Source organism: Flavobacterium sp. ALJ2 (assembly GCF_015594725.1).
GTDB lineage: Bacteria > Bacteroidota > Bacteroidia > Flavobacteriales > Flavobacteriaceae > Flavobacterium.
In genome coordinates this window covers 155,482-178,535 of record NZ_JADNRC010000001.1, presented here as the reverse complement: position 1 = coordinate 178,535, position 23,054 = coordinate 155,482, and the positions used below count along the sequence as shown (strand labels likewise).

General features: G+C 32.2%; 21 protein-coding genes and 2 pseudogenes. 19 read left to right on the top strand and 4 right to left on the bottom strand.

What is annotated here, in order from left to right:
- The first annotated feature begins 138 nt into the window (after positions 1–138).
- Positions 139–777, top strand: coding sequence for a hypothetical protein (locus IUY40_RS00840; RefSeq protein ID WP_195734996.1), 639 nt, complete (start codon positions 139–141; stop codon positions 775–777).
- A 28-nt stretch (positions 778–805) separates the two neighbouring features.
- Here IUY40_RS00840 and IUY40_RS00835 read toward each other — a convergent pair whose 3' ends face one another.
- Together IUY40_RS00835 and IUY40_RS00830 are read right to left on the bottom strand one after the other, a co-directional pair.
- Entirely contained in the window at positions 806–1,447 is a 642-nt protein-coding gene (locus IUY40_RS00835) for a DUF4272 domain-containing protein (RefSeq protein WP_195734995.1), read from the bottom strand.
- A 72-nt stretch (positions 1,448–1,519) separates the two neighbouring features.
- Positions 1,520–2,710: a DUF5009 domain-containing protein gene (locus tag IUY40_RS00830; protein ID WP_195734994.1), complete on the bottom strand. Its 1,191-nt coding sequence runs from the start codon at positions 2,708–2,710 to the stop codon at positions 1,520–1,522.
- Positions 2,711–2,993: 283 nt separating this feature from the next.
- On the opposite strand from IUY40_RS00830, the gene IUY40_RS00825 reads away from it, so the two are divergent.
- The 13 genes and pseudogenes from IUY40_RS00825 (at position 2,994) to IUY40_RS00775 (ending at position 14,210) form a co-directional block, all read left to right on the top strand.
- Positions 2,994–4,577, top strand: coding sequence for an RHS repeat-associated core domain-containing protein (locus IUY40_RS00825; protein ID WP_195734993.1), 1,584 nt, complete (start codon positions 2,994–2,996; stop codon positions 4,575–4,577).
- Positions 4,578–5,307: 730 nt separating this feature from the next.
- Positions 5,308–5,463, top strand: coding sequence for a transposase (locus IUY40_RS19655; RefSeq protein ID WP_317190895.1), 156 nt, complete (start codon positions 5,308–5,310; stop codon positions 5,461–5,463).
- A 25-nt stretch (positions 5,464–5,488) separates the two neighbouring features.
- Entirely contained in the window at positions 5,489–5,920 is a 432-nt protein-coding gene (locus IUY40_RS19650; RefSeq protein WP_317190891.1) for a hypothetical protein, read from the top strand.
- A gap of 27 nt (positions 5,921–5,947) precedes the next feature.
- Positions 5,948–6,370, top strand: coding sequence for a hypothetical protein (locus IUY40_RS00815; protein WP_195734992.1), 423 nt, complete (start codon positions 5,948–5,950; stop codon positions 6,368–6,370).
- Positions 6,371–6,577: 207 nt separating this feature from the next.
- Complete coding sequence (locus tag IUY40_RS19390) at positions 6,578–6,793, top strand: transposase (RefSeq protein ID WP_229335226.1); 216 nt, start codon at positions 6,578–6,580, stop codon at positions 6,791–6,793.
- 112 nt (positions 6,794–6,905) lie between these two features.
- Positions 6,906–7,364 carry a hypothetical protein gene (locus IUY40_RS00805; protein ID WP_195734991.1) on the top strand — a complete coding sequence of 153 codons (459 nt, stop codon included), beginning with the start codon at positions 6,906–6,908 and terminating at the stop codon, positions 7,362–7,364.
- A gap of 450 nt (positions 7,365–7,814) precedes the next feature.
- Positions 7,815–8,255: a hypothetical protein gene (locus tag IUY40_RS00800; RefSeq protein ID WP_195734990.1), complete on the top strand. Its 441-nt coding sequence runs from the start codon at positions 7,815–7,817 to the stop codon at positions 8,253–8,255.
- A gap of 784 nt (positions 8,256–9,039) precedes the next feature.
- Positions 9,040–10,026: a T9SS C-terminal target domain-containing protein gene (locus IUY40_RS00795; RefSeq protein WP_195734989.1), complete on the top strand. Its 987-nt coding sequence runs from the start codon at positions 9,040–9,042 to the stop codon at positions 10,024–10,026.
- Between the two features lie 88 nt (positions 10,027–10,114).
- Positions 10,115–10,312 (top strand): annotated as a pseudogene (locus IUY40_RS19385) (IS1595 family transposase); the annotation flags it as partial.
- 276 nt (positions 10,313–10,588) lie between these two features.
- A complete protein-coding gene (locus IUY40_RS00790; protein WP_195734988.1) occupies positions 10,589–12,451 on the top strand; it encodes an ABC-F family ATP-binding cassette domain-containing protein in 1,863 nt (620 codons plus the stop codon).
- Positions 12,452–12,670: 219 nt separating this feature from the next.
- A pseudogene (locus tag IUY40_RS00785) lies at positions 12,671–13,037 on the top strand (four helix bundle protein).
- A 124-nt stretch (positions 13,038–13,161) separates the two neighbouring features.
- On the top strand, positions 13,162–13,626 hold the full coding sequence (locus tag IUY40_RS00780; protein WP_195734987.1) for an FKBP-type peptidyl-prolyl cis-trans isomerase: 465 nt from the start codon (positions 13,162–13,164) through the stop codon (positions 13,624–13,626).
- 137 nt (positions 13,627–13,763) lie between these two features.
- Entirely contained in the window at positions 13,764–14,210 is a 447-nt protein-coding gene (locus tag IUY40_RS00775) for a GNAT family N-acetyltransferase (protein WP_195734986.1), read from the top strand.
- A gap of 117 nt (positions 14,211–14,327) precedes the next feature.
- Here the strand turns inward: IUY40_RS00775 and IUY40_RS00770 are convergent, their stop codons facing one another.
- Positions 14,328–15,881 (bottom strand): SDR family oxidoreductase, encoded by a 1,554-nt coding sequence (locus IUY40_RS00770; protein WP_195734985.1) that lies wholly within the window; start codon positions 15,879–15,881, stop codon positions 14,328–14,330.
- Positions 15,882–16,049: 168 nt separating this feature from the next.
- On the opposite strand from IUY40_RS00770, the gene IUY40_RS00765 reads away from it, so the two are divergent.
- Positions 16,050–16,826 (top strand): class I SAM-dependent methyltransferase, encoded by a 777-nt coding sequence (locus IUY40_RS00765; RefSeq protein ID WP_195734984.1) that lies wholly within the window; start codon positions 16,050–16,052, stop codon positions 16,824–16,826.
- 75 nt (positions 16,827–16,901) lie between these two features.
- On the opposite strand, the gene IUY40_RS00760 is transcribed toward IUY40_RS00765, so the two are convergent.
- Positions 16,902–17,552, bottom strand: coding sequence for a DUF6565 domain-containing protein (locus IUY40_RS00760; RefSeq protein WP_195734983.1), 651 nt, complete (start codon positions 17,550–17,552; stop codon positions 16,902–16,904).
- A 306-nt stretch (positions 17,553–17,858) separates the two neighbouring features.
- Here IUY40_RS00760 and IUY40_RS00755 point away from each other — a divergent pair, with 306 nt between their 5' ends.
- The 4 genes from IUY40_RS00755 to secA all read left to right on the top strand — a co-directional run bounded on the left by IUY40_RS00755 (position 17,859) and on the right by secA (position 23,034).
- Positions 17,859–18,557: an ABC transporter ATP-binding protein gene (locus IUY40_RS00755; protein ID WP_195734982.1), complete on the top strand. Its 699-nt coding sequence runs from the start codon at positions 17,859–17,861 to the stop codon at positions 18,555–18,557.
- 104 nt (positions 18,558–18,661) lie between these two features.
- Positions 18,662–19,231: a cob(I)yrinic acid a,c-diamide adenosyltransferase gene (locus IUY40_RS00750; RefSeq protein WP_195734981.1), complete on the top strand. Its 570-nt coding sequence runs from the start codon at positions 18,662–18,664 to the stop codon at positions 19,229–19,231.
- A 149-nt stretch (positions 19,232–19,380) separates the two neighbouring features.
- The gene (locus IUY40_RS00745; RefSeq protein WP_007138072.1) at positions 19,381–19,602 is read left to right on the top strand and encodes a DUF2795 domain-containing protein; all 222 of its coding nucleotides are present in this window, start codon (positions 19,381–19,383) and stop codon (positions 19,600–19,602) included.
- 90 nt (positions 19,603–19,692) lie between these two features.
- Positions 19,693–23,034 carry a preprotein translocase subunit SecA gene (secA, locus tag IUY40_RS00740; protein WP_195734980.1) on the top strand — a complete coding sequence of 1,114 codons (3,342 nt, stop codon included), beginning with the start codon at positions 19,693–19,695 and terminating at the stop codon, positions 23,032–23,034.
- The last annotated feature ends 20 nt before the right edge of the window (positions 23,035–23,054 follow it).

The window sequence follows — 23,054 nt, the reverse complement described above, 5'->3', positions numbered from 1 at the left end:
ATTTTGAACCTCTTTTAAAATGCATCTAATTACTCTTTTAAAACCTACCTTTATCTATCGCCAAATAACCTCGTTAAAAATTTTAAACAGGTTCTTACTTTATTATTTATTTTAGCGAAAAAACAAGATTAATCTTTTATGAAATATAGAACAATCACTAATCGAATTATATCTCTGAGTTTTATTATAATTTCATGCTTGTTTTCGAGCTGCAAAACTACTACTCTTCAAAACACTACTAACAATTTTGATTTGGTCATTTCAAATACTTGGTTTATTGCAGGACCTACCAAAGAAAATCAGGAAATAATTAATTCCACTCGGAAGAAAGAAAGACTTATTCGTGTAACAGCGAAAGACTCTCCTCTTGGTGAAATTGAACTAAATGTAATGATTACTTCATCTGGAACTAATGACGGAAAACCAACCAACTTACCTAGCAATTCCAGTTTTGTTAGCATTACTTATAAATCATCACAAGCCATCAAATTACAGGCTCGTGAAGGAAATGATTCAGGAACTGGCTGCGTACATGGAGGAACTCATGCAATGGCAGATTTACCTGCTTCACCCTATACATTTACTACAATAAAAATACCTTGGTCTGATTTTAAACTTAAAGACAAACCGTTGAACATTCATAATCTTTGCAAATTTAATTTTGTAAATTACAATCCTATTTCTGGTGCAATTTTAGAAATCAAATCTGTACAGATTCAGAACTTAAGACCACAATTTTGTGAAATGCTTTTTGTAAAATGTAAAAAACGGGTTTAATAGTATTAAACCCGTTTTTACTGCTATTTTATGTACTCATTTCTACATTATCCCAATCATCTGCTCGGTTGTAAATCCATTCTAACGATTTTCGTCTTTCATATACCAATCCCTCATTTAGTTTTGCTTCTCGCCCATTTAATCTTTCATCTACACAATACCAATGAAGTCGGTAATAATAATCAAGCATAGTACAAATCTCAACTTCTGATTTTAAGCGCTCCAAACTTTCTAATTTCTGATTGCTATCTCCATTTTCCAGATTTGGCAAGAGTGAAGCCATATTATCTCCAATATATTCTTCCGCTTCTAGCTCCGGAATCATTTCTGTTACCCACATAAAAGCCCACAGAGATTCTGAATACCAACTTAACGAATAGACTTCAAATTCAGTTAAATTATCATTTTCTTTTTCTACTATTTCTTTTTCTGAATCTGATAAGTATTTGGTTAAATCATGATTCTCAATCCATTCTTTAATAATATAGGTTGGGGCTTCAAACGCAATGTTTATCAAAGCATTCATAACCGACATTCTCCCTTTAATCTCTTGCAGAGTTCTTAATTTTGGTGTATCCAAAAATGGCAGCCAATCATTTACACGATATTCTTTTTGCCTAATAATTGTATCATTATCAATTTTAACCTGTTGGCGTTGTTCTTCGGTCATAATTTAATTTTAAAATATATAATCGAAAATATAAATATTTTCTTTCAATACAAATAAGTTCTAATCAATATTTTACAAATGCAACTGAATCTTATATTTGTTAAAAATTCGCATTACATACAGCATAATTATTGAGAACACTAACGACCAAATAATTCCGGGAACACCTACACGGAAATATCCTGGAATAATATGAATCTCAAAAGCTTTACAGAAATAATAAATCACACCTGGCAAAATATAAATCAATAATGGATTTGCGGCAGCTGGCATAAAAAATTTACTCCATTTTGTTTGTTTTTTAACTTCCATTAACCAATACAAGAAATAAAAGACTACTGTACAAATACCCGCTGAATATAGTACCCAAGAAGGTGTTCCTCTTATTTTTGAAACTTCATAATAAGGTCTTAATACATATCCTAACACAAAAAACAACACTCCAAAACCTATTACTCTCCAATTGATTTTCTCGGATATTTTCCCTTCAAAAAACAAAAGAGATATCACTACTCCTGCTGAAACCAATGTAGCATGTGTCATATGCCCTGCAATAAAACCTATCCACTTTATTTCATGAACAAAAGATCCTTTTATTTGATTTAAAATAGTAGCGATAAGACAAACAAAAAGAAATACAATCATTGCAGTCAATTTTCCTTTAACCAGCCAATAATAAACTACTGAAATTAAATACGCCCATCCTATAAGTCCTAGAATTCCCCACCATTTTGGCGTGATTCCTATATTTCCGTTTTCCTGAACATATAAAAAATACAACAATACTAAAGCCAACATTCCGCCATATTGCAATATGTTTTTAGCAACTTTAGGAAATGATTTATCGTATTTATTCCAAATAGGAATTGGCATAGTGTATGCCAAAAGCCCCCAAAAGGCAGCCGAAATCACCATCTTGGATGCATCATATCCATATTCGGCATTGACCATATAAACTCCGATAATGATTAGTGCCAATGCTCTTTTTAAGGTATGTGTCCAGATTGTTTTAGGCGTATCCCCTTTTATTAATCTTGCATTAAATGCAAACGGAATAGACATCCCAACAATAAATAAAAAAGCAGGAAATACCAAATCAACAAATGTCATTGCATCAGCATCAGCTGGCATATGTTTCATCCATTGTGGTACATTTTTTATGCTTGCCAGCTCATTGACAAAAATCATAACAAAAATGGTAATCCCACGAAAAGCATCTATAGAAATAATTCTTTTATTGAATAATTCGTCTTTTATTTTCATAATTCATTATAGTATTAATACTAACAAATATAAAATATTCATGGAGAAATCAAAGAAGATTTTAAAAGACTGATAAACTTGTTTATTTATGTTAAATATCGGTAGAAGTAGAATTTTTTGTTTGGATCAAAGAAGTGTATTTACAGTAAATTCCTTATGAAATTAACGAAACATAAAGTTTACCAACTCGCAAGACCGTCTTACAGCATACCCTAATGCAGAAGGCATAGAAGAAATCCAAGCCTATGAAGAAGATGGGCGTATCAAATCGAATACAGTAGGAGTGTATAATTATGCCAACGCTGGAAAAAAACATCAAAATACTTCGATAACACTAACCCCTGAAGCGCTATCCGATTACCAAGCTAAACCTATACAAACCGCTAGCTACAATACATTTAAGAGTCCAGTAGAAATAGCAGAAGAAGGTAAAGACAAGATTAGTTTTGTATATAATGATAATAACAACCGTAGTGTTATGTTTTACGGAGGATTAGGCCTCAAACAAACCCGAACCTATCGCAAACACTATAGTGCCGATGGTACTATGGAAATTAAGGAAAATACCCAAACAGGAGCCGTAGAGTTTGTAACCTATATAGGTGGAGATGGGTACTCAGCCCCAGTAGTTTATAAAAAAACAGATGATAACTCAGGTACTGCTCAGGAACAAACCTTATATTTGCACAGAGATTACCAAGGAAGTATCTTGGCAATAACCAAAGAAACAGGAGTTGTTTTAGAAAAAAGACATTTTGATGCCTGGGGCGCTATTACAAAAGTACAAGATGGTGCTGGCAACACAGTAAACGGTCTTACTATTCTTGATAGAGGGTACACAGGGCACGAGCATTTACAAAGCGTAGGTCTCATCCACATGAATGGGCGTTTGTATGATGCCAAGTTGTACCGTTTCTTACAGCCTGATAATTATGTGCAGGATCCGAGTAATACCCAAAATTATAACAGGTATAGCTATGTGTTAAATAACCCATTAAAGTACACAGATCCTAGTGGGGAATTGTCATTAAAATCTATTGGAAAATGGATTTCAAAAAATGCGAATGATGTAATTGCGGGTGCAGCTATAGCTGTTGGAATTGTTTTGGTTGCTACGGGGGTTGTTACATTTGGAACAACTGGTTATCTTGGAGGGGCGTTAATTGGTCTTGGTGTTAGCCATTTTGCAGCTACTTATCAAGAATATAAAGAAACCGGAGATTGGAATGCAGCTTCAAAAAATGCAGGAATAATTTTTGGTATTTCTTTTAGTACTGATTTTGGTTATAATAATTCTAAAGATGCGGCAAATGGTGTTGTTCAAAATAAGCCAGTTGTTAAGCCTGATACTATGAATAATGGCGGAGAAGGTCAAGGTAGTGTGAGAGATAATTTTAACAATATTTCTAATTATACAGGACTTATTGGTGATATAGGAGCTACGACTAATTTTAATGGTAGATATTATTTTTCTGATATGGATAATACATATTTTGATTTTAAAAACTTTTCTAAATGGGGAGGCTATCTAGGTACTGCTGCAAATACCTATAATATAAGTACAGGAATATATGATATTTATAATGCTAAAAATCAACAAGAAATGAATTTTGCGACAGCCTCTTTAACCTTTAATGCATCGGTAATTGCTGTCTCTAGATACTATCCAATTGTCGGTATTGGAGTAGGCACACTAAATATAATAGGTGATTCAGAAGTGTACCATAATGCTCTATACGAAGCAAAACGAGAGGCTTGCTTCAAAAAATATGGAAGTTATCCAAATGGAGTTAATCACACAGCCACCTTAAACCAAAATTCAGGAATGTATAGAGAATGTCCAACATGCCCCCTAAAATTTCGTTAATTATGAATATTTATAATTATATTTTTTATAAAATGTTTAAATCTATTCATAATACAAATAAGATTTATCCTGAAATATTCACTTGTATGTATTTCTCAATATTATTGAGTGTTAACATATATACTTTTTTAATATTTTTAGGTTTTAAGATTACAAAATTAACCGTTATTTCGGTATTCATTCTTACTTTGATTATATTATACTTTAATTATCTACATTTTTTAAAAAGAGATAAATACAAAATAATTGTTGATAAATTTGAAGAAACTGATAAAATATGGATTATTGAAAAATTAGTTTTTTTATACCCTCAAATAACTTTTTGTTTGTTATTTGTTTCTTTAAATATCGATTTTTGGCGTATAATTTTATTATTATTAGCAGTATCAATTACTGAAATTATATCTTTTTTAAAAAAAAACAAAAGTTAATATTTTCTAAAAATAGTAAACGGGTAGATTCCTTGGTGCCCAGACTACCGCACGAATCCTTTCGTGTAGCGGTATGTTGGTTGAGATTTAGTTTTTCTATGTTATAATATATATGCTTAATGTTTAAAAAAAATGAGTGAAAATTATAAATTCCACAATCCTTAAAGTTTATATTTTATCAGTTTTGCCGTTGTAGATTGATTAGATGTATTTACTAGTAATGAATACAAGGATTTGTTTTTGGAAAGTTTAGAATTTTGCAAAAAAATAAAGGATTAGAAATTCATGCTTGGTGCATTATGACAAATCATGTGCATCTAGTCTTTAGAAGTATCAATGGTCAAAATCCTGAGCTGTTGATGGGTGATTTAAAAAGAAATACTAGTAGGTCAATTGTAAAAAGCATACAAAAAAATCCAAAAGAAAGCAGGAGAATTTTTGTTGGATTTTTTTAAGAAAGAAGCTAAGAAAAGTTCTAATATGAAGCATTACCAATTTTGGCGACATGACAACAAGCCAATTGAGCTTTGGAGTAATAAAGTTATTCAGCAAAAAATTAATTATGTACACAATAATCCCGTTGAGGAAAGATTAGTTTATAAAGCGGAAGATTATGTCTATAGTAATGCTATTGATTATTCAGGTCAAAAAGGAATTATTAATCATGTTGTAGTTTTTAGAATGTTTAGCTGTTGTACCACACAAAAAGATTCGTGCGGGAGCGGGGGATACACATTTAAAGGGAAGACATATATTCTTGATGGAAACCATAAAATGAACGCAGCAATACAATTCAAATTGAGTACTGGAGATGGTTCATATATTAATACAATAATTAAAAATGGTAATTTCTATGAGGCAGATCCTTCGGCTTACATACACAAAGTATACTCGTTTCCCACCTATAAATAATATTAGAAGAACTTAGATAATTATATAATGAAATTAAATTTGGTACTTTTTGATTTAGATGTCCAGATAGGGCATTTAGCTATAAATTTTAAAAATTCTGCAGTAATTAATCTTAATGTAGAAAAAGCAATTAAGGTAAAAGAGTTTTTTAGAAAGAATAAATTAAGATGTCTTCCTAGTTCAATCTCTTCGCATTCTGAATTTCCACATGAGTTTTTGGCGACTATTCTTGCTTTTTTAAAAGAAAAAACTGTAATATTTATTGGGACATATGGGCTCTCATATGAGTCTATTGAAGAGATTTATAGGGAATTAAATGAATTACATAAAGATCAGGAAAAAATAATTTTCATTTGTCATCCTAGAAAACTAAAATCAGGACAAATAGAAATTTTAAATATTAATAATCTTAATGAGATAGATGGAGGGTTAGATTTGTTAAAAAAATAAACATCCCCCCCGCTCCCACACGAATCCTTTCGTGTAGCGGTATGTTGGTTGAGATTTAGTTTTTCTATGTTATAATGAATATGCTTAATGTTTAAAAAAATGAGTGAAAATTATAAATTCCATAATCCTTAAAGTTTATATTTTATCAGTTTTGCCGTTGTAGATTGGTTAGATGTATTTACTAGTAATGAATACAAGGATTTGTTTTTGGAAAGTTTAGAATTTTGCGAAAAAAATAAAGGATTAGAAATTCATGCTTGGTGCATTATGACAAATCATGTGCATCTAGTCTTTAGAAGTATCAATGGTCAAAATCCTGAGCTGTTGGTGGGTGATTTAAAAAGATATACTAGTAGGTCAATTGTAAAAAGCATACAAAAAAATCCAAAAGAAAGCAGGAGAATTTTTGTTGGATTTTTTTAAGAAAGAAGCTAAGAAAAGTTCTAATATGAAGCATTACCAATTTTGGCGACATGACAACAAGCCAATTGAGCTTTGGAGTAATAAAGTTATTCAGCAAAAAATTTAAAAACACATGAAAAAAATCATTTTATTTTTATTAATAATAACTTTATTTAGTTGTAATAAAAAAACTGAAGCTCTAAGTCAGGAAATTAAGACATTAAGACATATGAATGATAGTTTAACTAAAATTACAAATTCTTTAAAGGATAAATATATATTTGATGAAGTGAGAGTAAAAGTAGTACCCTCGGAAAAAAACAATTATAAATTGAACTCCACTTATGAAGGAACATTCTTAATAATAGCGTATAACGAATCTGATAGTGTTTATTTTTCGACTAAAATGGATAGTACAAATGGTCTAAATTTATTAAACCCCAAGCTTTTAAAAAGAGATTTTGAAGGTTATCACTTCAACTTTAAAATGAAAGAACTGGAAAACAATATTCATTTTAATATAAAAATGAATAATAAAATTGGCAAAAACTTAGATGGATTGATGATTTCTGATAAAAAAAATGTACAGTAAGCAAATGCTAAGTCTGAACATTAGGAGACACTGGACTAGCTTGAACCTCAGCTATTCGAAGCATCTTATAAAAATCGAAATTATTATTAAAAGTCAGATACTCTGCGAGAATCCCCCCGATTGCCGCACGAATCCTTTCCTGTGATGCAATCTATTTAAACGGCAAACATCTAAAAAAAAACTGTACCTGTAACTACAATTACAGGTACAGTTTTAACAGTTATTTCAAGAAGAACACTTGCTTCAATTAGACACGGATTAATTGGTCTTGGTTTTAGCCATTTTGCAGCTACTTATCAAGAATATAAAGAAACTGGAGATTGGAATGCAGCTTCAAAAAACGCAGGGATATTTTTTGGTGTATCTTTTAGTACTGATTTTGGTTATGATAGCTCTAAAGATGCGGCAAATGGTGTTGTTCAAAATAAGCCAGTTGTTAAGCCTACAACAGTGGATAGTAATGGTGTGAAAAGTGATAGCCTTGGAGATGATTTAACAGCTACTGGGAATTTACTAACTGGAGTTTCAACATACTTTGTCGCATTAGAAAAATTTGCTTACTCTAATGCATCATATGTCTATAAATATGGTACGACAACAACTAGTGCATTACAATTAACATTAAGAAATAAGGAATTTCAATTAGCAGTAGCTAAATGGGCTCCTATGGCAGGAGACCTAGTTGGATGGGGAGCCGCAGGAATATCCGTTAGTCAATATTTTAGAGGAGATATAGGAGGCTATGAACTAGCTACAGATCTAGGCATGACTTATATTGGGACTAAAGGAGGATGGGCAACCGCAGCTAGCCTAGCATATTTCGGAGGTAAAGGAATATGGAATTATTATAATCCAGAAAATCCATTATTTCCAGTACCTATTAAACATTAAATTTATGAAAGCTTATTATTATTTTTTATATCGTGTGTATTGGCATTATAGAGATTCCCCAAAAAAAGGCCATGAAAGAGCTCTGATTACTACATCTTTTATAAGTTCTTTAATTTTGTATGTAATTTTAATTACAATATTTGGATTCTTATATTTTTTTCAAGAAAACCAAGCTCCATCTTTTTTATCAAATGACAAACTGAAAACCATATTCATAATGTTAATTATTTATGTAATTAACTATTTTTTATTTATCAAACCAATGCGTTTTTTAAAGAAAAACTTTAGAAAAGACAAAAAAGGAGGCTTTTTGATAATTCTATTTTTTATAATCCTTGGTTTTTTATTCTTAATCGGAGCGAATAAAAACAGAGATAAAATCTCTAAGACATATGATAAAACAAAAACTGAGAATAGCTCTTTAAGGTAATGTTATAGAATATGATATCTTACACCGTTTAGATTTATGTAGTTATTGAAAATACTCAAAATTAAATAAGAAAACTAAGTAGTAAATCCAGTATTATACTGGGTTTACTGTTTTAAATACTCTTGTTTTCTATTATTTTTCATCAAATTATTAATATGATACTATTTTTTACAACTTAACAAAGATAGATGATGATAATAACCCAAAGTAAAGAAAGACAAGTATTAAACTGTACCTAAAAGTTTAGACTAATTTATAAATAAATTCGATAATAATGAGCTCGATACTGTATCGGGCTCATTCCTTTTAAATCAAAAAATATTCCCCTACTTTTGATAATCACAATTCATCCCAATGAAAAAAGCCCTTTTGCTTTTCTTTTTATGCATTACATCAACTTACGGGCAAATCTTAGGTTGTACCGATCCGTTGTCTAAAAACTACAATCCAAAGGCTACTGAGAACGATGGAAGTTGTGTTTACAAATCAGTAAAAATAAAACCAGAGTATTCTAATAAGCTAAGTGATTCTATAAAAGAAACCTCGGGATTAATAGCTTTTAATTCGTTATTGTGGACACATAATGATGACCATGACAAAACCATTTATGGGCTAAATCATCAGGGAGAGATTAAAAAGAAAATTGTACTAGAAAAAGTAGTCAATACCGATTGGGAAGAAATCTCACAAGACAGCACGCATATATACATAGGCGATTTCGGGAATAATTATACAGGAAACAGAAGTAATTTGCATATCCTAAAAATCAAGAAAGAATCGTTTCTGGCAGGAAAACCTATCATCGATACCATTTCGTTTACTTATTCCAATCAAACGGATTTTACACGAGAAAAAGCAAACAAAACCAACTTTGATTGCGAAGCTTTTATCGTTACAAACGACAGCATTTATTTGTTTACCAAGCAATGGAAACAAACTAAAACCAGCATTTATACTTTACCCAACAAACCCGGAAATCATATTGCTCAACTAAAAGAAACCCTCGATGTAAAAGGATTGGTAACTGGTGCAACTTATTTGCCTTCCAAGAAACTGATTGTTCTTTGCGGGTATTCAAAAATAGGGAAACCATTTTTATATCTTTTATATGATTATAAAAACAATGATTTCCTATCGGGTAATAAACGAAAAATCAAGATCGCATTGCTATTTCATCAAATTGAAGGTATCGCAACCGAAGATGGATTACATTATTATTTAACCAATGAATCTTTAGTTAGAAAACCTGTACTTAATACACCTCAGCAAATTCATCGAGTTGATTTGAGTCCTATTTTAAGTACATATCTAGGGGATAAGTATGAAAACTTTTTAAAATAAAAATTTCATAACGCTAACCTTAATCTGTGGTGAGCAATTCATAAAAACTCATTTAAAACATAGGTTTTATATATAAAAATTAGCAGCTATAGAAGTATTTAAAGATAAAAGCACCCCAAACTTTATAAAAGAATTGCCAATACTATGGCTGTCAACATATAGAAGGTTCTACTGTAAATACCATGTCCCATAATGTTAAGTTTAGTTTCATAAAGCTTTTTGTATCGTATTTAAAAGGATCACGAGTAATAAAAATGTGTACAGTATTCAAAAGGGGAAATGTTTTTAAATTCGCCAAGGTACTTACTATATGGTATTTTATTTAAAAAGTACACAAAACCGATGTGTCAAAAAGAGATAAAATAGGCACTAAGCGTATAAGCTCAATAAAATAAATTAATAGAAAATCAATCAAAAAAACAGTTGTAAAGCTATCTTTTTTTTGTTTGTAACAAAAGGCTATCTTTGCGGCTACTTTTTTAGGAACTTCTATGAATTTTAGAAGCTAATTGAGTTGCTCATTTTTAAACAATAAAAAACTGATTTTCAGTTACAAATTTCCATGAATTACTTATCTGTAGAAAATATATCCAAGTCATTTGGTGAAAGAACCTTATTTGACAACATCTCTTTTGGAATCAATAAAGACCAAAAAATTGCTTTCATTGCCAAAAACGGCTCTGGAAAAACAACTATCATGAGTATTATCAATGGTTTAGAAGAACCAGATACAGGTCAGGTAGTTTTAAGAAAAGGAATCAGAATGGCTTTCCTTTCCCAAAACAATAATTTACAAGAGGAACTTACTATCGAAGAAAGCATATTTGCTTCTGATAATGAAACCCTAAAAGTTATTGAAGCCTACGAAAAAGCATTAGAAAATCCAGAAGATGAAGAAGCATACCAAAAAGCTTTTGACGGAATGGACCAACACAATGCCTGGGATTTTGAAACACAATACAAGCAAATTCTGTTTAAGCTTAAACTTGAAGACTTTAAACTAAAAGTAAAAAATCTTTCTGGAGGTCAGAAAAAACGTTTATCATTAGCAATTATACTAATTAATCGTCCTGATTTATTGATTCTGGACGAGCCTACCAATCACTTGGATCTTGAAATGATCGAATGGCTAGAAAGTTATTTTGCTAAAGAAAACATTACACTATTCATGGTTACGCACGACCGTTTCTTTTTGGAGCGTGTTTGTAATGAAATCATAGAATTAGACAACGGTAAATTATATCAATACAAAGGAAATTACTCTTATTACTTAGAGAAAAAAGAAGAACGAATTGCTTCTGAAAACTCAAGTGTAGATAAAGCCCAAAACTTATTCGTAAAAGAATTAGAATGGATGCGTCGCCAGCCAAAAGCAAGAACGACAAAATCCAAATCTCGTCAGGATGACTTTTATGATATTAAAGAAAAAGCACAAAGTCGCCGTCGCGAAAATAAAGTGGAGCTTGAAATTAATATGGAGCGCATGGGAAGCAAGATTATTGAGCTTCACAAAATTTCTAAAAAGTTTAAGGACCACGTTATTCTAGATAATTTTGATTTTGATTTCCAACGAGGAGAACGTATCGGAATCATCGGAAAAAACGGAACTGGAAAATCGACTTTCCTAAATTTATTAACAGGAACACTTCCGCTAGACTCAGGAAAAGTTGTTGTTGGTGAAACTATAAAAATCGGATATTATACCCAAAGCGGAATCAATCCAAAACCGGGGCAACGCGTTATCGATGTTATAAAGGAATACGGAGAATATATTCCGTTGATGAAAGGAAAGATTATTTCGGCTTCACAATTATTAGAGCGTTTCCTTTTCGATGCCAAAAAACAATACGATTTCGTAGACAGATTAAGTGGTGGAGAATTAAAACGTTTGTATTTATGTACCGTTTTAATCCAGAATCCTAACTTCCTTATTCTAGATGAGCCTACAAACGATTTAGATATCGTAACATTAAATGTTCTTGAGAGTTTCCTTTTGGATTATCCAGGCTGTTTATTGGTAGTATCTCACGATAGGTATTTTATGGATAAAATTGTAGATCACTTATTCATTTTTAGAGGACAAGGTGTTGTTGAAGATTTCCCCGGAAACTACTCCGATTTTAGAGCTTATGAAGACAGTAGTGATGTAGCTCAAAAAGAAGAAAACAAAGCCGAAAAGAAAGATTGGAAACAAAACAATCCAACCGGGAACTTAACCTTCAACGAGCAAAAAGAATATCAAAAACTAGAAAGAGAAATTAAAGATTTAGAGATCGATAAAACTAAAATTGAACAATTATTCTCGGACGGAAAAGTAGCTGACGCTGATATCGAGAAAAAAGCCAATGAGTTACAAAATATCATTAATAAAATAGATCAAAAAGAAGAACGCTGGTTTGAATTGAGCGCTAAGATTGAAGGGTAATTCAGTCTCCGTTTTCAGTCTCAGGGACGGGGTTACAGTCTTTAGTTGCAGATGAACAGTCAAAAACTTTTGATTTATAAAGATAAAAGCCAAAACAAGATTTACTTTGTTTTGGCTTTTTTGTTTTTATTTTCAACTTAAAACTTTTACAAAGTTGCATCTTAAATAAATTTAAAGGTTTTATCTTATTTTTTTATTGTACTTGTAAAAAATAAATCAATGGGATTTAAAGAATTACTAGCATATCAAAAAGCTTTTCAACTCGCAATGGAAATATTTGAACTATCAAATCATTTCCTCCCGAAGAAAAACACTCTCTTACTGACCAAATACGTCGTTCATCCAGGAGCGTATCTGCTAATATTTCCGAATCATATAGAAAAAGAAGATATGTAAATCATTTATAAGCAAACTCACTGATAGCGATGCCGAAAACTCAGAAACAAATGTTTGGTTGCAGTTTTGTTTGCAGTGCAAATACATAAATAAAGAAACATTTGACAATTTAAATGATAGAAATATTGAAATTGGAAAACTAATTAATTACATAATAAACAATCCTAGCAAATTTGGCTGCGTAATTTAGTAATCAGTCACCGTTTTTAGTTTTCACTAGATAGCAAATTAATTACTTAAAAAGAACACTGAGACTGAGACTGAAAACTGAGACTGAAATTATATTATATTTGCGTTTAAAAAAACTACTTTCTATGAAACACTTTATACCTGCGCTATTAGCCTTGACACTTTTTATTTCTTGTGCTAAAAACAAAAAAACAGAGAATACTGATATTGATTATATTACTAAAAACGAACAACAAATCAAAGATTATGTAGCAAAGAACAAATTGGATGCACATAGAACTGAATCTGGTTTATATTATGTAATTAACGAACCCGGAACTGGAGCACAACCAACACCAACCTCTAATGTAACAGTAGCTTATAAAGGTTCTTTTATAGATGGAAAAGTATTTGACGAAAGTAGTGCTGGAATTTCTTTTGGCTTAGACCAAGTTATAAAAGGATGGACAGAAGGTATTCCTTATTTTAAAACTGGAGGTAGCGGTACACTTATAGTTCCTGCCCATTTAGGATATGGAGATAATGATTACAGTTCTATTCCTGGAGGTTCAGTACTTATTTTTGATATTAAATTAATTTCAGTAAACTAAGTTACTACCTCACTGTTTATTTATTAAACGCTGAAAAAAAACACTAAAAACCTGGCTTTAATTAAATAACAAAACCACAACAAAATCTAATTCTGTTGTGGTTTTATTTTATAAAATAACTATTCTGAAAATATAAAATGAAAATCGAAATACAACCTTACAATGATAGATTTAAAGAACAGATGATTCATGTTTGGGAAAATTCTGTTCGTGCCACACATAATTTCCTTGTTCCATCTGACATTGATTATTATAAAAAAATCGTATCGTCTATCGATTTTAACTCTTTCCCCCTATTTTGCCTGACAAAAGTTGATACCGTTCTTGGCTTTATTGGTATTGCAGAAAATAAAATAGAAATGTTATTTTTAGCTCCAGAACATATAGGGAAAGGGTTTGGCAAAACATTAATGAATTTTGCTATCAATGAACTTGGCGCCAACAAAGTTGATGTTAATGAACAAAATCATAATGCGGTTAATTTTTACTCCAAATTTGGTTTTATACCATACGACAGAACCGATAAAGATGATGAAGGAAAAGAGTATCCTGTTTTAAAAATGAAACTAAAAACCAAGCAATAACTAATTATAATTTAGACCGCATCATTTATTCAAGCGAAAAAGCCACAACAAAATTTAATTCTGTTTTGGCTTTTTTTATTATGAGGTAAAGACTGTGACCGAGACTGAAAACTAATTCTACCAAGGAATCGGATTATAGTCTTTTAAAAATTTCCCACACCAATGTTTTCCTGTATTAATTCCGTCGAATAAAGGATCCATTACACGTGCAGCGCCATCAACAATATCTAGCGGTGGCTGAAAATCTTCTAGTTCTTGTTTCTTTTTGGCCAATTCGGCAGGGTCTTCATCGGTTACCCAGCCCGTATCAACAGCATTCATAAAAATACCGTGTTTTGCCAATGTTCCCGATGAAGTATGCGTTAACATATTCAAGGCAGCTTTTGCCATATTAGTATGTGGGTGGCGGTCTTCTTTAAAAAAGCGATGAAACTTCCCTTCCATCGCCGAAACATTTATAATGTGTTTTTGTCCTGTGTTGTCTTTCTTCATTACTTCCGAAAGGCGATTGCATAAAACAAAAGGCGCAACCGAATTTACTAATTGAACCTCAATCATCTCAGTCGTTTCTATTTGCCCCAATCTTAAACGCCAGCTATTTGTTTTACGTAAATCAACCTGCTGTAAATCGGCATCAAGTTCTCCTTCTGGAAAAACCTCATTTGCTACAAGAGCATTATCAAAAGAATAAGGAATCTGAGATAATTTAGCCGAAGCACGCAATCCTATTCCAGGTTCAGGCCCATGCCAGGTTACAGGCATATTTTGGTTAGAAGAAGCTCCCGAAGTCAATACCTTTAACTCATCCAAACAATTCGTATGATCTAGTAATAATTCTTGTGCTTGTTTAGGTAAAGAAGCTATTGCAAGCTCCTCATTTTCCATTAAATGAGTATAAAATCCAGCCGGACGTCTCACTGTTTGTGCAGCATTATTAATAAGAATATCCAGTCGCTCGTACTTTTGCTCAATAAAATTGCAAAAAATCTCCACACTCGGAATATGTCGTAAATCTAATCCGTGAATTTTTAAACGATGTCCCCATTCCATAAAATCATCCTCTTTAGAAAATCGCAATGCAGAATCAACTGGAAAACGTGTTGTTGCAATTACAGTTGCCCCACCACGCAGAAGCATCAAAGTAATATGATATCCAATTTTTAAACGAGAACCAGTTATAACAGCAACTTGCCCTTTTACATCAGCAGTTTGAAAACGTTTGGCATAATTAAAATCACCACAATCCGTACACATTGTATCGTAAAAATGGTGCATCTTGGTAAAACCCGTTTTACATACGTAACAATTCCTAGGCGTTTCTAATTCTAATTGTTCCTTATGAGCAAGATCATTATAAGCCAATAATTTTGGTGCAACAAATATGCTTGCTTCACGAGCATGTCGAATTCCAGTTTCTTTACGAGCCGTTTTATCCTTCTTTTCCTTTTTACGCTTAACAGCTTCCTTACCATCTTTAATTCTTCGAGAAAACTCACCTCTATCTGGTCTGGAAAACATACCCGCTTCTTTAAGCAATGCAATTCTTTGTTCTTTGGGAATATCAAATATTTGATCGGTATCGGTATTTAATTGTGCCAAAATAGCAATACATCGGGCTATTTCTTCCGAAGTTATTGTATTCTTTATTTCTATTTCTTCCTTCGTTATCATAAAATGCGTATTACTATTAGCCCAAATTTAAAGCCCGCAAATATAGTCTTTTTTAGAGTCTGAAAGTCGAAAGTCTAAAAGTCAGAAAGTCTCCCTTTTTACATTTTACTTTATACTTTATGCCTCTCGACTTTTTTGTATCTTCGCGCCTACTTTGCAAAAGTCATTATGTTATTTCAAATAAAATCATATCTCAAATTCCTTTGGAACTCAAAAAACGAACACGCAGTGCATTCGCCTTTTGTGTTTAATTTATTAACGAAATCTTTTTATGACAAAAAAACAAAGCCAGAATATGCCGTTTTAAGCGCTTATCGAAAATCATTTTCACAAAATAAGAACACAATCGAAGTAACTGATTTTGGTGCCGGGTCAAGAGTCTTTAAAAGCAATACAAGACCAATTTCGAAGATTGCTAAAACAGCTGGGATTTCTCCTAAAAGAGCCGAGTTACTATTCCGAATTACTGCTTACTTTAAACCAGATAATATACTAGAAATAGGAACTTCCTTAGGATTAGCAACTACTGCCCTAGCATTAGGAAATCCAAAAGCAAAAATCATAACACTCGAAGGTTGCACAGAAACAGCAAAACAAGCTCAATTACAATTACAAAAATTTAATTGTGCTAATGTAAAATCAATAGTTACAAAATTCGATAGTTATCTCAACAATCAATTATCAACTACAAATTATCAATTAATTTACTTTGATGGAAATCATTCTAAAAAAGCAACTTTAGATTATTTTGAACTTTTACTGCCAACAATTTCTAATGATACTGTTTGGATTTTTGACGACATACATTGGTCTCCAGAAATGGAAGAAGTCTGGAGAATCATAAAAAACCATCCAAAAGTAAAAGTTACTATTGATACATATCAATGGGGATTGGTATTTTTTAGATATGAACAGGAAAAAGAACATTTTATAATTAGGGCATAAAAAAATGACAGCCATTACTGACTGTCATTTTTGCTCAAAATTCAAAATTTAACCTAATATAAATACTCCATTAACTTACTTTTTTGCCTCGGCAGTTTCTTCTGATTTTGCTCCCATTTTATTTAGGGTATACATTGGTGCAAATTTCAATTTCAACCCAGCAATTTTTCTATTATCCTCAGACGTAAGTCCTTCTTTTTCAACTGTGTTTTTACGGCTATCGAGTGCCTCATACATCATTTTAATCTTATCCCAGTCTTCGCGAGAATAACTGTCTTTATTATTCTCAACTGTATGTACAAATTGTTGGTAAACACTATGAATATTTTTAGCATTTACCCAATCAAAATTCATATCCTCCCCTATTTTACCTTCACCAAATAGAGCATCTCGCATTTTTTGTGGTTTATTTGGTGTATTAAGAGCAGCCATTTCTGATTTAAAAGCTTCATATTTAGCTTTACTTGATTCTAATCTTTCTTGAGCTTTTGCATTTTCTTTGATATCCGCCAAAGCCATTTCTGCTTTTTCTGCTCGCGTAGCATATCCGTCTTCAATTGTTTCCCAATTGGCTTTAGCATTTTCTGCAGTTACGTTTTTTACTGAATCTACATATACTACGTAAGAATCAATAGTTTTTTCAGCTTGCACTGCTTTTTCATCTTTACATGAGGTAAATCCCATGGCAACAAATGCTAGTCCGAATAATAATTGTGTATTTTTCATAATTTTGATTTGTTAATGTTATTCATCAAATATACTGCTATTTTTAAACAAAAATCAGTTTTTTATCAAATATTATAGTTTTAATTAAATTAAAATCACAAAAATTAATAAAATATGATAATTATATAAATTTTAAAATTAATTATATAAAGCACTTTGTCAGTTTTGTAATTTGCACTTAAAAAAAGCTTCTTCCTTCCAATAAATAAGTGTAACAAAAATGTATTTTAAACTACTTATGATTAATTCAAAAGTCTTTTGTACTTTTAAAATCTAAAAATTGTAAATCAACAATCATAAACTCCAATGGCAAATCCATTAATTAAAATAACTAATATTAAACGAAATTTTGTACTTGGAAACGAAATTGTTTATGTCTTAAAAGGAATTGATTTAGAAATAAATAAAGGAGAATATGTTGCCTTAATGGGACCATCGGGCTCTGGAAAATCAACATTAATGAACTTATTGGGATGCTTAGATACTCCTACTTCCGGAAGTTATATCTTAAATGGAAAAGATGTTAGCCAAATGCAAGATGACGAATTAGCAGGAATTAGAAATAAAGAAATCGGCTTTGTTTTTCAAACATTTAATCTTTTACCAAGAACTACTGCACTAGATAATGTGGCTTTACCAATGATTTATGCAGGACATTCTAAATCAGAACGAATTATTCGTGCTACTGAAGTACTAAAACAAGTGAATCTCGAAGACAGAATGGATCACCAACCCAATCAGCTTTCGGGGGGACAACGACAACGTGTGGCAATTGCAAGAGCATTAGTCAACAAGCCATCAATTATTCTGGCTGATGAACCAACTGGAAATTTAGATAGCAAAACCTCCGTAGAAATTATGAAGCTATTTGGCGATATTCATGCCAATGGTAATACTGTGATTCTAGTAACACACGAAGAAGATATTGCTGCCTATGCACATCGCATCATTCGCTTGCGTGACGGCCTTATCGAAAGCGACACAATAACTACAAAACAATTTTAGAGCAAGATTTTAAAAAATTTTGGATTTGAAGTTGTAAAAAACTTCAACCCCTTTCTCGAAAACTTAAATTCTTAGTATCTCAAAATCTTAGTATCTTAAAAAAAATGAAAGTATATACCAAAACAGGAGATAAAGGAACTACAGCGCTTTTTGGCGGTACTCGAGTTCCTAAAGACCATATCCGTATTGATAGTTACGGAACAGTAGATGAGCTCAACTCCTACATAGGTCTCATACGCGATCAGGAAATAAATGTACATTATAAGAACATTTTAATTGAAATCCAAGACCGTTTATTTACTGTAGGAGCAATTCTAGCAACTCCACTAGAAAAAGAAGTCTTAAAAAACGGAGAATTACGTCTTAAAAATTTAGGTATTGTACCAACTGACATCGAATTACTTGAAAATGAAATCGATACCATGGAAGAAACGCTACCACAAATGACACATTTTGTATTGCCAGGAGGACATCAAACCGTGTCATATTGTCACATTGCACGCTGCGTTTGCCGTCGTGCCGAACGACTGGCAGTCCATTTAAGTCATAATGAGACTGTCCCTGAAATAACAATACAGTACTTAAACCGACTTTCTGACTATCTTTTTGTCTTGGCACGAAAGTTGTCTTCTGACTTAAAAGCGGAGGAAGTTAAATGGATTCCGAGAAAGTAATCTGCTACAGTTTTTAGTATTCGCAATGTAAACTGTAACAGAAAATTGAATACTAAAAGGAACGTTCTTAAATTTTACTAAAATAAATCATTTTTTACTTGTCTTTCTCAGTAAAAAAATTATTTTTGCACAAACTAAATTGACAAAACATGTATTGGACATTAGAATTAGCATCATATTTAAGTGATGCACCGTGGCCTGCTAACAAAGACGAACTTATAGACTACGCTATTAGAGCAGGAGCCCCATTAGAAGTAGTAGAAAACCTACAGTCGATTGAAGACGAAGGTGAGATATATGAATCAATGGAAGAAATATGGCCGGATTATCCAACAGACGAAGATTATCTTTGGAATGAGGATGAATATTAAAAAGTAACCCAAAGAAAAAGTCTCAAAAAAGAGGCTTTTTTTTTGTTTAAATTTACACATTTAGATAAATTATAGAAATACCAACAGATCATGAGTTTCATTAACAGTATTATTAAAGTCTTTGTAGGTGATAAATCACAAAAAGATGTCAAAGCTTTACAACCTTATTTAAACAAAATTAAAACTTTCGAAACTAGCTTAACAGCTCTGTCTCATGACGAACTGAGGGCAAGAACAGCATTTTTTAAACAAAAGATAAAGGACGCAAGAGCCGAAAAAGATGCGAAAATTGCTTCTCTTAAAACAGAAGTAGAAAGCATTGAAGATATCGATAAAAGAGAAGACATTTACGAAGCAATAGATACTTTAGAAAAAGAAGCTTACGAAATTTCGGAAAAAACTTTAATAGAAATTCTTCCAGAAGCATTTTCAGTAGTAAAAGAAACAGCTCGTCGATTTAAAGATAACTCACAAATTGAAGTTACTGCTACAGCAAAAGACCGCGAACTTTCGGCTACAAAAACCTATATTACAATAGATGGAGAAAAATCTATCTGGGCTAATAGATGGAATGCTGCTGGTAAAGAAATCACATGGGACATGGTTCACTACGATGTTCAATTAATTGGTGGTATGGTATTACACGAAGGAAAAGTTGCAGAGATGCAAACTGGTGAGGGTAAAACCTTAGTGGCAACTTTACCTCTTTATTTAAATGCTTTAACTGGAAATGGAGTACACTTAGTAACTGTGAATGATTACTTGGCAAAACGTGATAGTACATGGAAAGCACCTTTATTCGAATTTCATGGCCTAACTGTTGATTGTATTGATAATCACCAACCAAGCTCAGAAGGAAGAAAGAAAGCATATGATGCAGATATTACTTACGGAACAAATAACGAATTTGGATTTGACTACCTAAGAGACAATATGGCGCATTCGCCAAATGACTTGGTACAAAGAAAACACAATTATGCAATCGTCGATGAGGTCGATTCAGTATTAATTGACGATGCAAGAACTCCACTTATCATTTCTGGTCCAGTTCCTCAAGGAGACCGTCATGAATTTAATGAACTGAAACCAAAAATTGAAAACTTAGTAAGTTTACAACGCCAATTGGCAAATGGATTCTTAGCAGAAGCTAAAAAATTAATAAAAGAAGGAAATACCAAAGATGGTGGATTCTTATTATTAAGAGCTTACAGAAGTTTACCTAGAAACAAAGCTTTAATTAAATTTTTGAGTGAGGAAGGAATAAAACAATTACTTCAAAAAACTGAAAATCAATACATGCAAGACAACAACCGTGACATGCATAAAATTGATGAAGCTTTATACTTTGTAATTGAAGAAAAAAACAATCAGGTTGAATTAACTGATAACGGAATCAAATTCCTTTCAGGAGATACTGATGCAGACTTTTTCGTATTACCAGACATTGGAACTGAAATTGCTACTATCGAAAAACAAAAATTAGACAAAGATGCTGAAGCTGAAGCCAAAGAAAGATTATTTCAAGATTTTGGTATAAAAAGCGAACGTATCCATACTTTAACTCAGCTATTAAAAGCGTATGCTCTTTTTGAAAAAGATGTAGAATACGTTATCATGGACAACAAAATTATGATTGTCGATGAGCAAACAGGTCGTATCATGGATGGTCGTCGTTACTCTGACGGATTACACCAAGCCATTGAAGCTAAAGAAAATGTAAAAATTGAAGCTGCAACACAAACTTTTGCAACTGTTACATTACAGAACTATTTTAGAATGTACAGCAAGTTAGGTGGTATGACTGGTACTGCCGTAACAGAAGCTGGTGAATTATGGCAAATTTACAAATTAGACGTTGTTGAAATCCCTACGAATCGTCCAATGTCTAGAATAGACAAAGAAGATTACATTTATAAAACTACACGTGAAAAATTTAATGCTGTAATCGAAGATGTAACCGAATTATCTAAAGCAGGAAGACCTGTTTTAATTGGAACAACATCTGTAGAGATCTCTGAATTATTAAGCCGTATGCTTAAAATGAGAGGTGTAATACACAATGTATTGAATGCCAAAATGCACAAGCAAGAGGCACAAATTGTAGAAGAAGCAGGAAAACCTGGAGTAGTAACCATTGCAACCAATATGGCTGGTCGTGGTACCGATATTAAATTATCTCCAGAAGTAAAAGCTGCCGGAGGTTTAGCAATCGTTGGTACTGAACGTCACGATTCTCGTCGTGTCGACAGACAGTTACGTGGTCGTGCTGGTCGTCAAGGTGACCCAGGAAGTTCTCAATTCTACGTTTCTCTAGAAGATAACTTAATGCGTTTATTTGGCTCTGAAAGAGTGGCTAAAGTAATGGATAGAATGGGGTTACAAGAAGGAGAAGTAATTCAGCATTCTATGATGACTAAATCTATTGAGCGTGCTCAAAAGAAAGTAGAAGAAAATAACTTCGGAGTTCGTAAACGTTTATTAGAATATGATGACGTTATGAATTCACAACGTGAAGTAATTTACAAACGTCGTCGTCATGCCTTGTTTGGAGAACGTTTAAAACTTGATATCGCAAACATGCTTTACGATACTTGCGAACTTATCGTAAGCCAAAATAAAGCAACGAATGATTTTAAAAATTTCGAGTTTGAATTAATTCGTTATTTCTCTATAACATCTCCAATATCTGAAGCTGATTTTATCAAATTAACAGATATGGAAATTACAGGAAAACTGTATAAAGAAACCTTAGCTTACTATACTGAAAAAACAGAGCGTAGTGCTAGAGAAGCTTTCCCTATTATTAAAGGTGTTTACGAAGAAAAAAACAATCAATTTGAGCGTATTGTAGTTCCGTTTACAGATGGTATTAAGACATTAAATGTTGTTACCGATCTTAAAAAAGCATATGAAACTGAAGGAACACAACTAATTGCTGATTTCGAGAAAAACATCACTTTATCTATTGTTGATGAGGCTTGGAAAAAACATTTACGTAAAATGGATGAATTGAAACAATCTGTTCAATTAGCTGTTCACGAACAAAAAGATCCATTGCTTATCTATAAATTAGAAGCTTTTAACTTATTCCGTTCAATGTTGGATAACGTAAATAGAGAAGTAATTTCATTCTTATTCAAAGGTGATTTACCAGCTCAAAACGCTCCAGAAATTCAGGAAGCAAGAGAAGTTCGTCAAAAAGAAAATTACAAATTAAGCAAAGACGAAATCGAAAATAGCGAAGACATCAACCGCGAAGCTGGAGAAACTCAGCAACGTCAAGTAACTGAAACGATCACTAGAGATATGCCTAAAATTAATCGCAATGATAATGTAACAGTACAGCAAGTTGCAACTGGAGCAATCGAAACGATGAAATTTAAAAAAGCAGAAAACTTATTAGCTTCTGGCGAATGGGTTATCGTTAAATAATTTTAAGTCTCAACATTCAG

Coding starts and splice junctions, on each gene's coding strand:
- IUY40_RS00840 (WP_195734996.1), top strand. CDS start 139: ATGAAATATAGAACAATCACTAATCGAATTATATCTCTGAGTTTTATT.
- IUY40_RS00835 (WP_195734995.1), bottom strand. CDS start 1,447: ATGACCGAAGAACAACGCCAACAGGTTAAAATTGATAATGATACAATT.
- IUY40_RS00830 (WP_195734994.1), bottom strand. CDS start 2,710: ATGAAAATAAAAGACGAATTATTCAATAAAAGAATTATTTCTATAGAT.
- IUY40_RS19655 (WP_317190895.1), top strand. CDS start 5,308: ATGACAAATCATGTGCATCTAGTCTTTAGAAGTATCAATGGTCAAAAT.
- IUY40_RS19650 (WP_317190891.1), top strand. CDS start 5,489: ATGAAGCATTACCAATTTTGGCGACATGACAACAAGCCAATTGAGCTT.
- IUY40_RS00815 (WP_195734992.1), top strand. CDS start 5,948: ATGAAATTAAATTTGGTACTTTTTGATTTAGATGTCCAGATAGGGCAT.
- IUY40_RS00805 (WP_195734991.1), top strand. CDS start 6,906: ATGAAAAAAATCATTTTATTTTTATTAATAATAACTTTATTTAGTTGT.
- IUY40_RS00795 (WP_195734989.1), top strand. CDS start 9,040: ATGAAAAAAGCCCTTTTGCTTTTCTTTTTATGCATTACATCAACTTAC.
- IUY40_RS00790 (WP_195734988.1), top strand. CDS start 10,589: ATGAATTACTTATCTGTAGAAAATATATCCAAGTCATTTGGTGAAAGA.
- IUY40_RS00780 (WP_195734987.1), top strand. CDS start 13,162: ATGAAACACTTTATACCTGCGCTATTAGCCTTGACACTTTTTATTTCT.
- IUY40_RS00775 (WP_195734986.1), top strand. CDS start 13,764: ATGAAAATCGAAATACAACCTTACAATGATAGATTTAAAGAACAGATG.
- IUY40_RS00770 (WP_195734985.1), bottom strand. CDS start 15,881: ATGATAACGAAGGAAGAAATAGAAATAAAGAATACAATAACTTCGGAA.
- IUY40_RS00765 (WP_195734984.1), top strand. CDS start 16,050: ATGTTATTTCAAATAAAATCATATCTCAAATTCCTTTGGAACTCAAAA.
- IUY40_RS00760 (WP_195734983.1), bottom strand. CDS start 17,552: ATGAAAAATACACAATTATTATTCGGACTAGCATTTGTTGCCATGGGA.
- IUY40_RS00755 (WP_195734982.1), top strand. CDS start 17,859: ATGGCAAATCCATTAATTAAAATAACTAATATTAAACGAAATTTTGTA.
- IUY40_RS00750 (WP_195734981.1), top strand. CDS start 18,662: ATGAAAGTATATACCAAAACAGGAGATAAAGGAACTACAGCGCTTTTT.
- IUY40_RS00745 (WP_007138072.1), top strand. CDS start 19,381: ATGTATTGGACATTAGAATTAGCATCATATTTAAGTGATGCACCGTGG.
- secA (WP_195734980.1), top strand. CDS start 19,693: ATGAGTTTCATTAACAGTATTATTAAAGTCTTTGTAGGTGATAAATCA.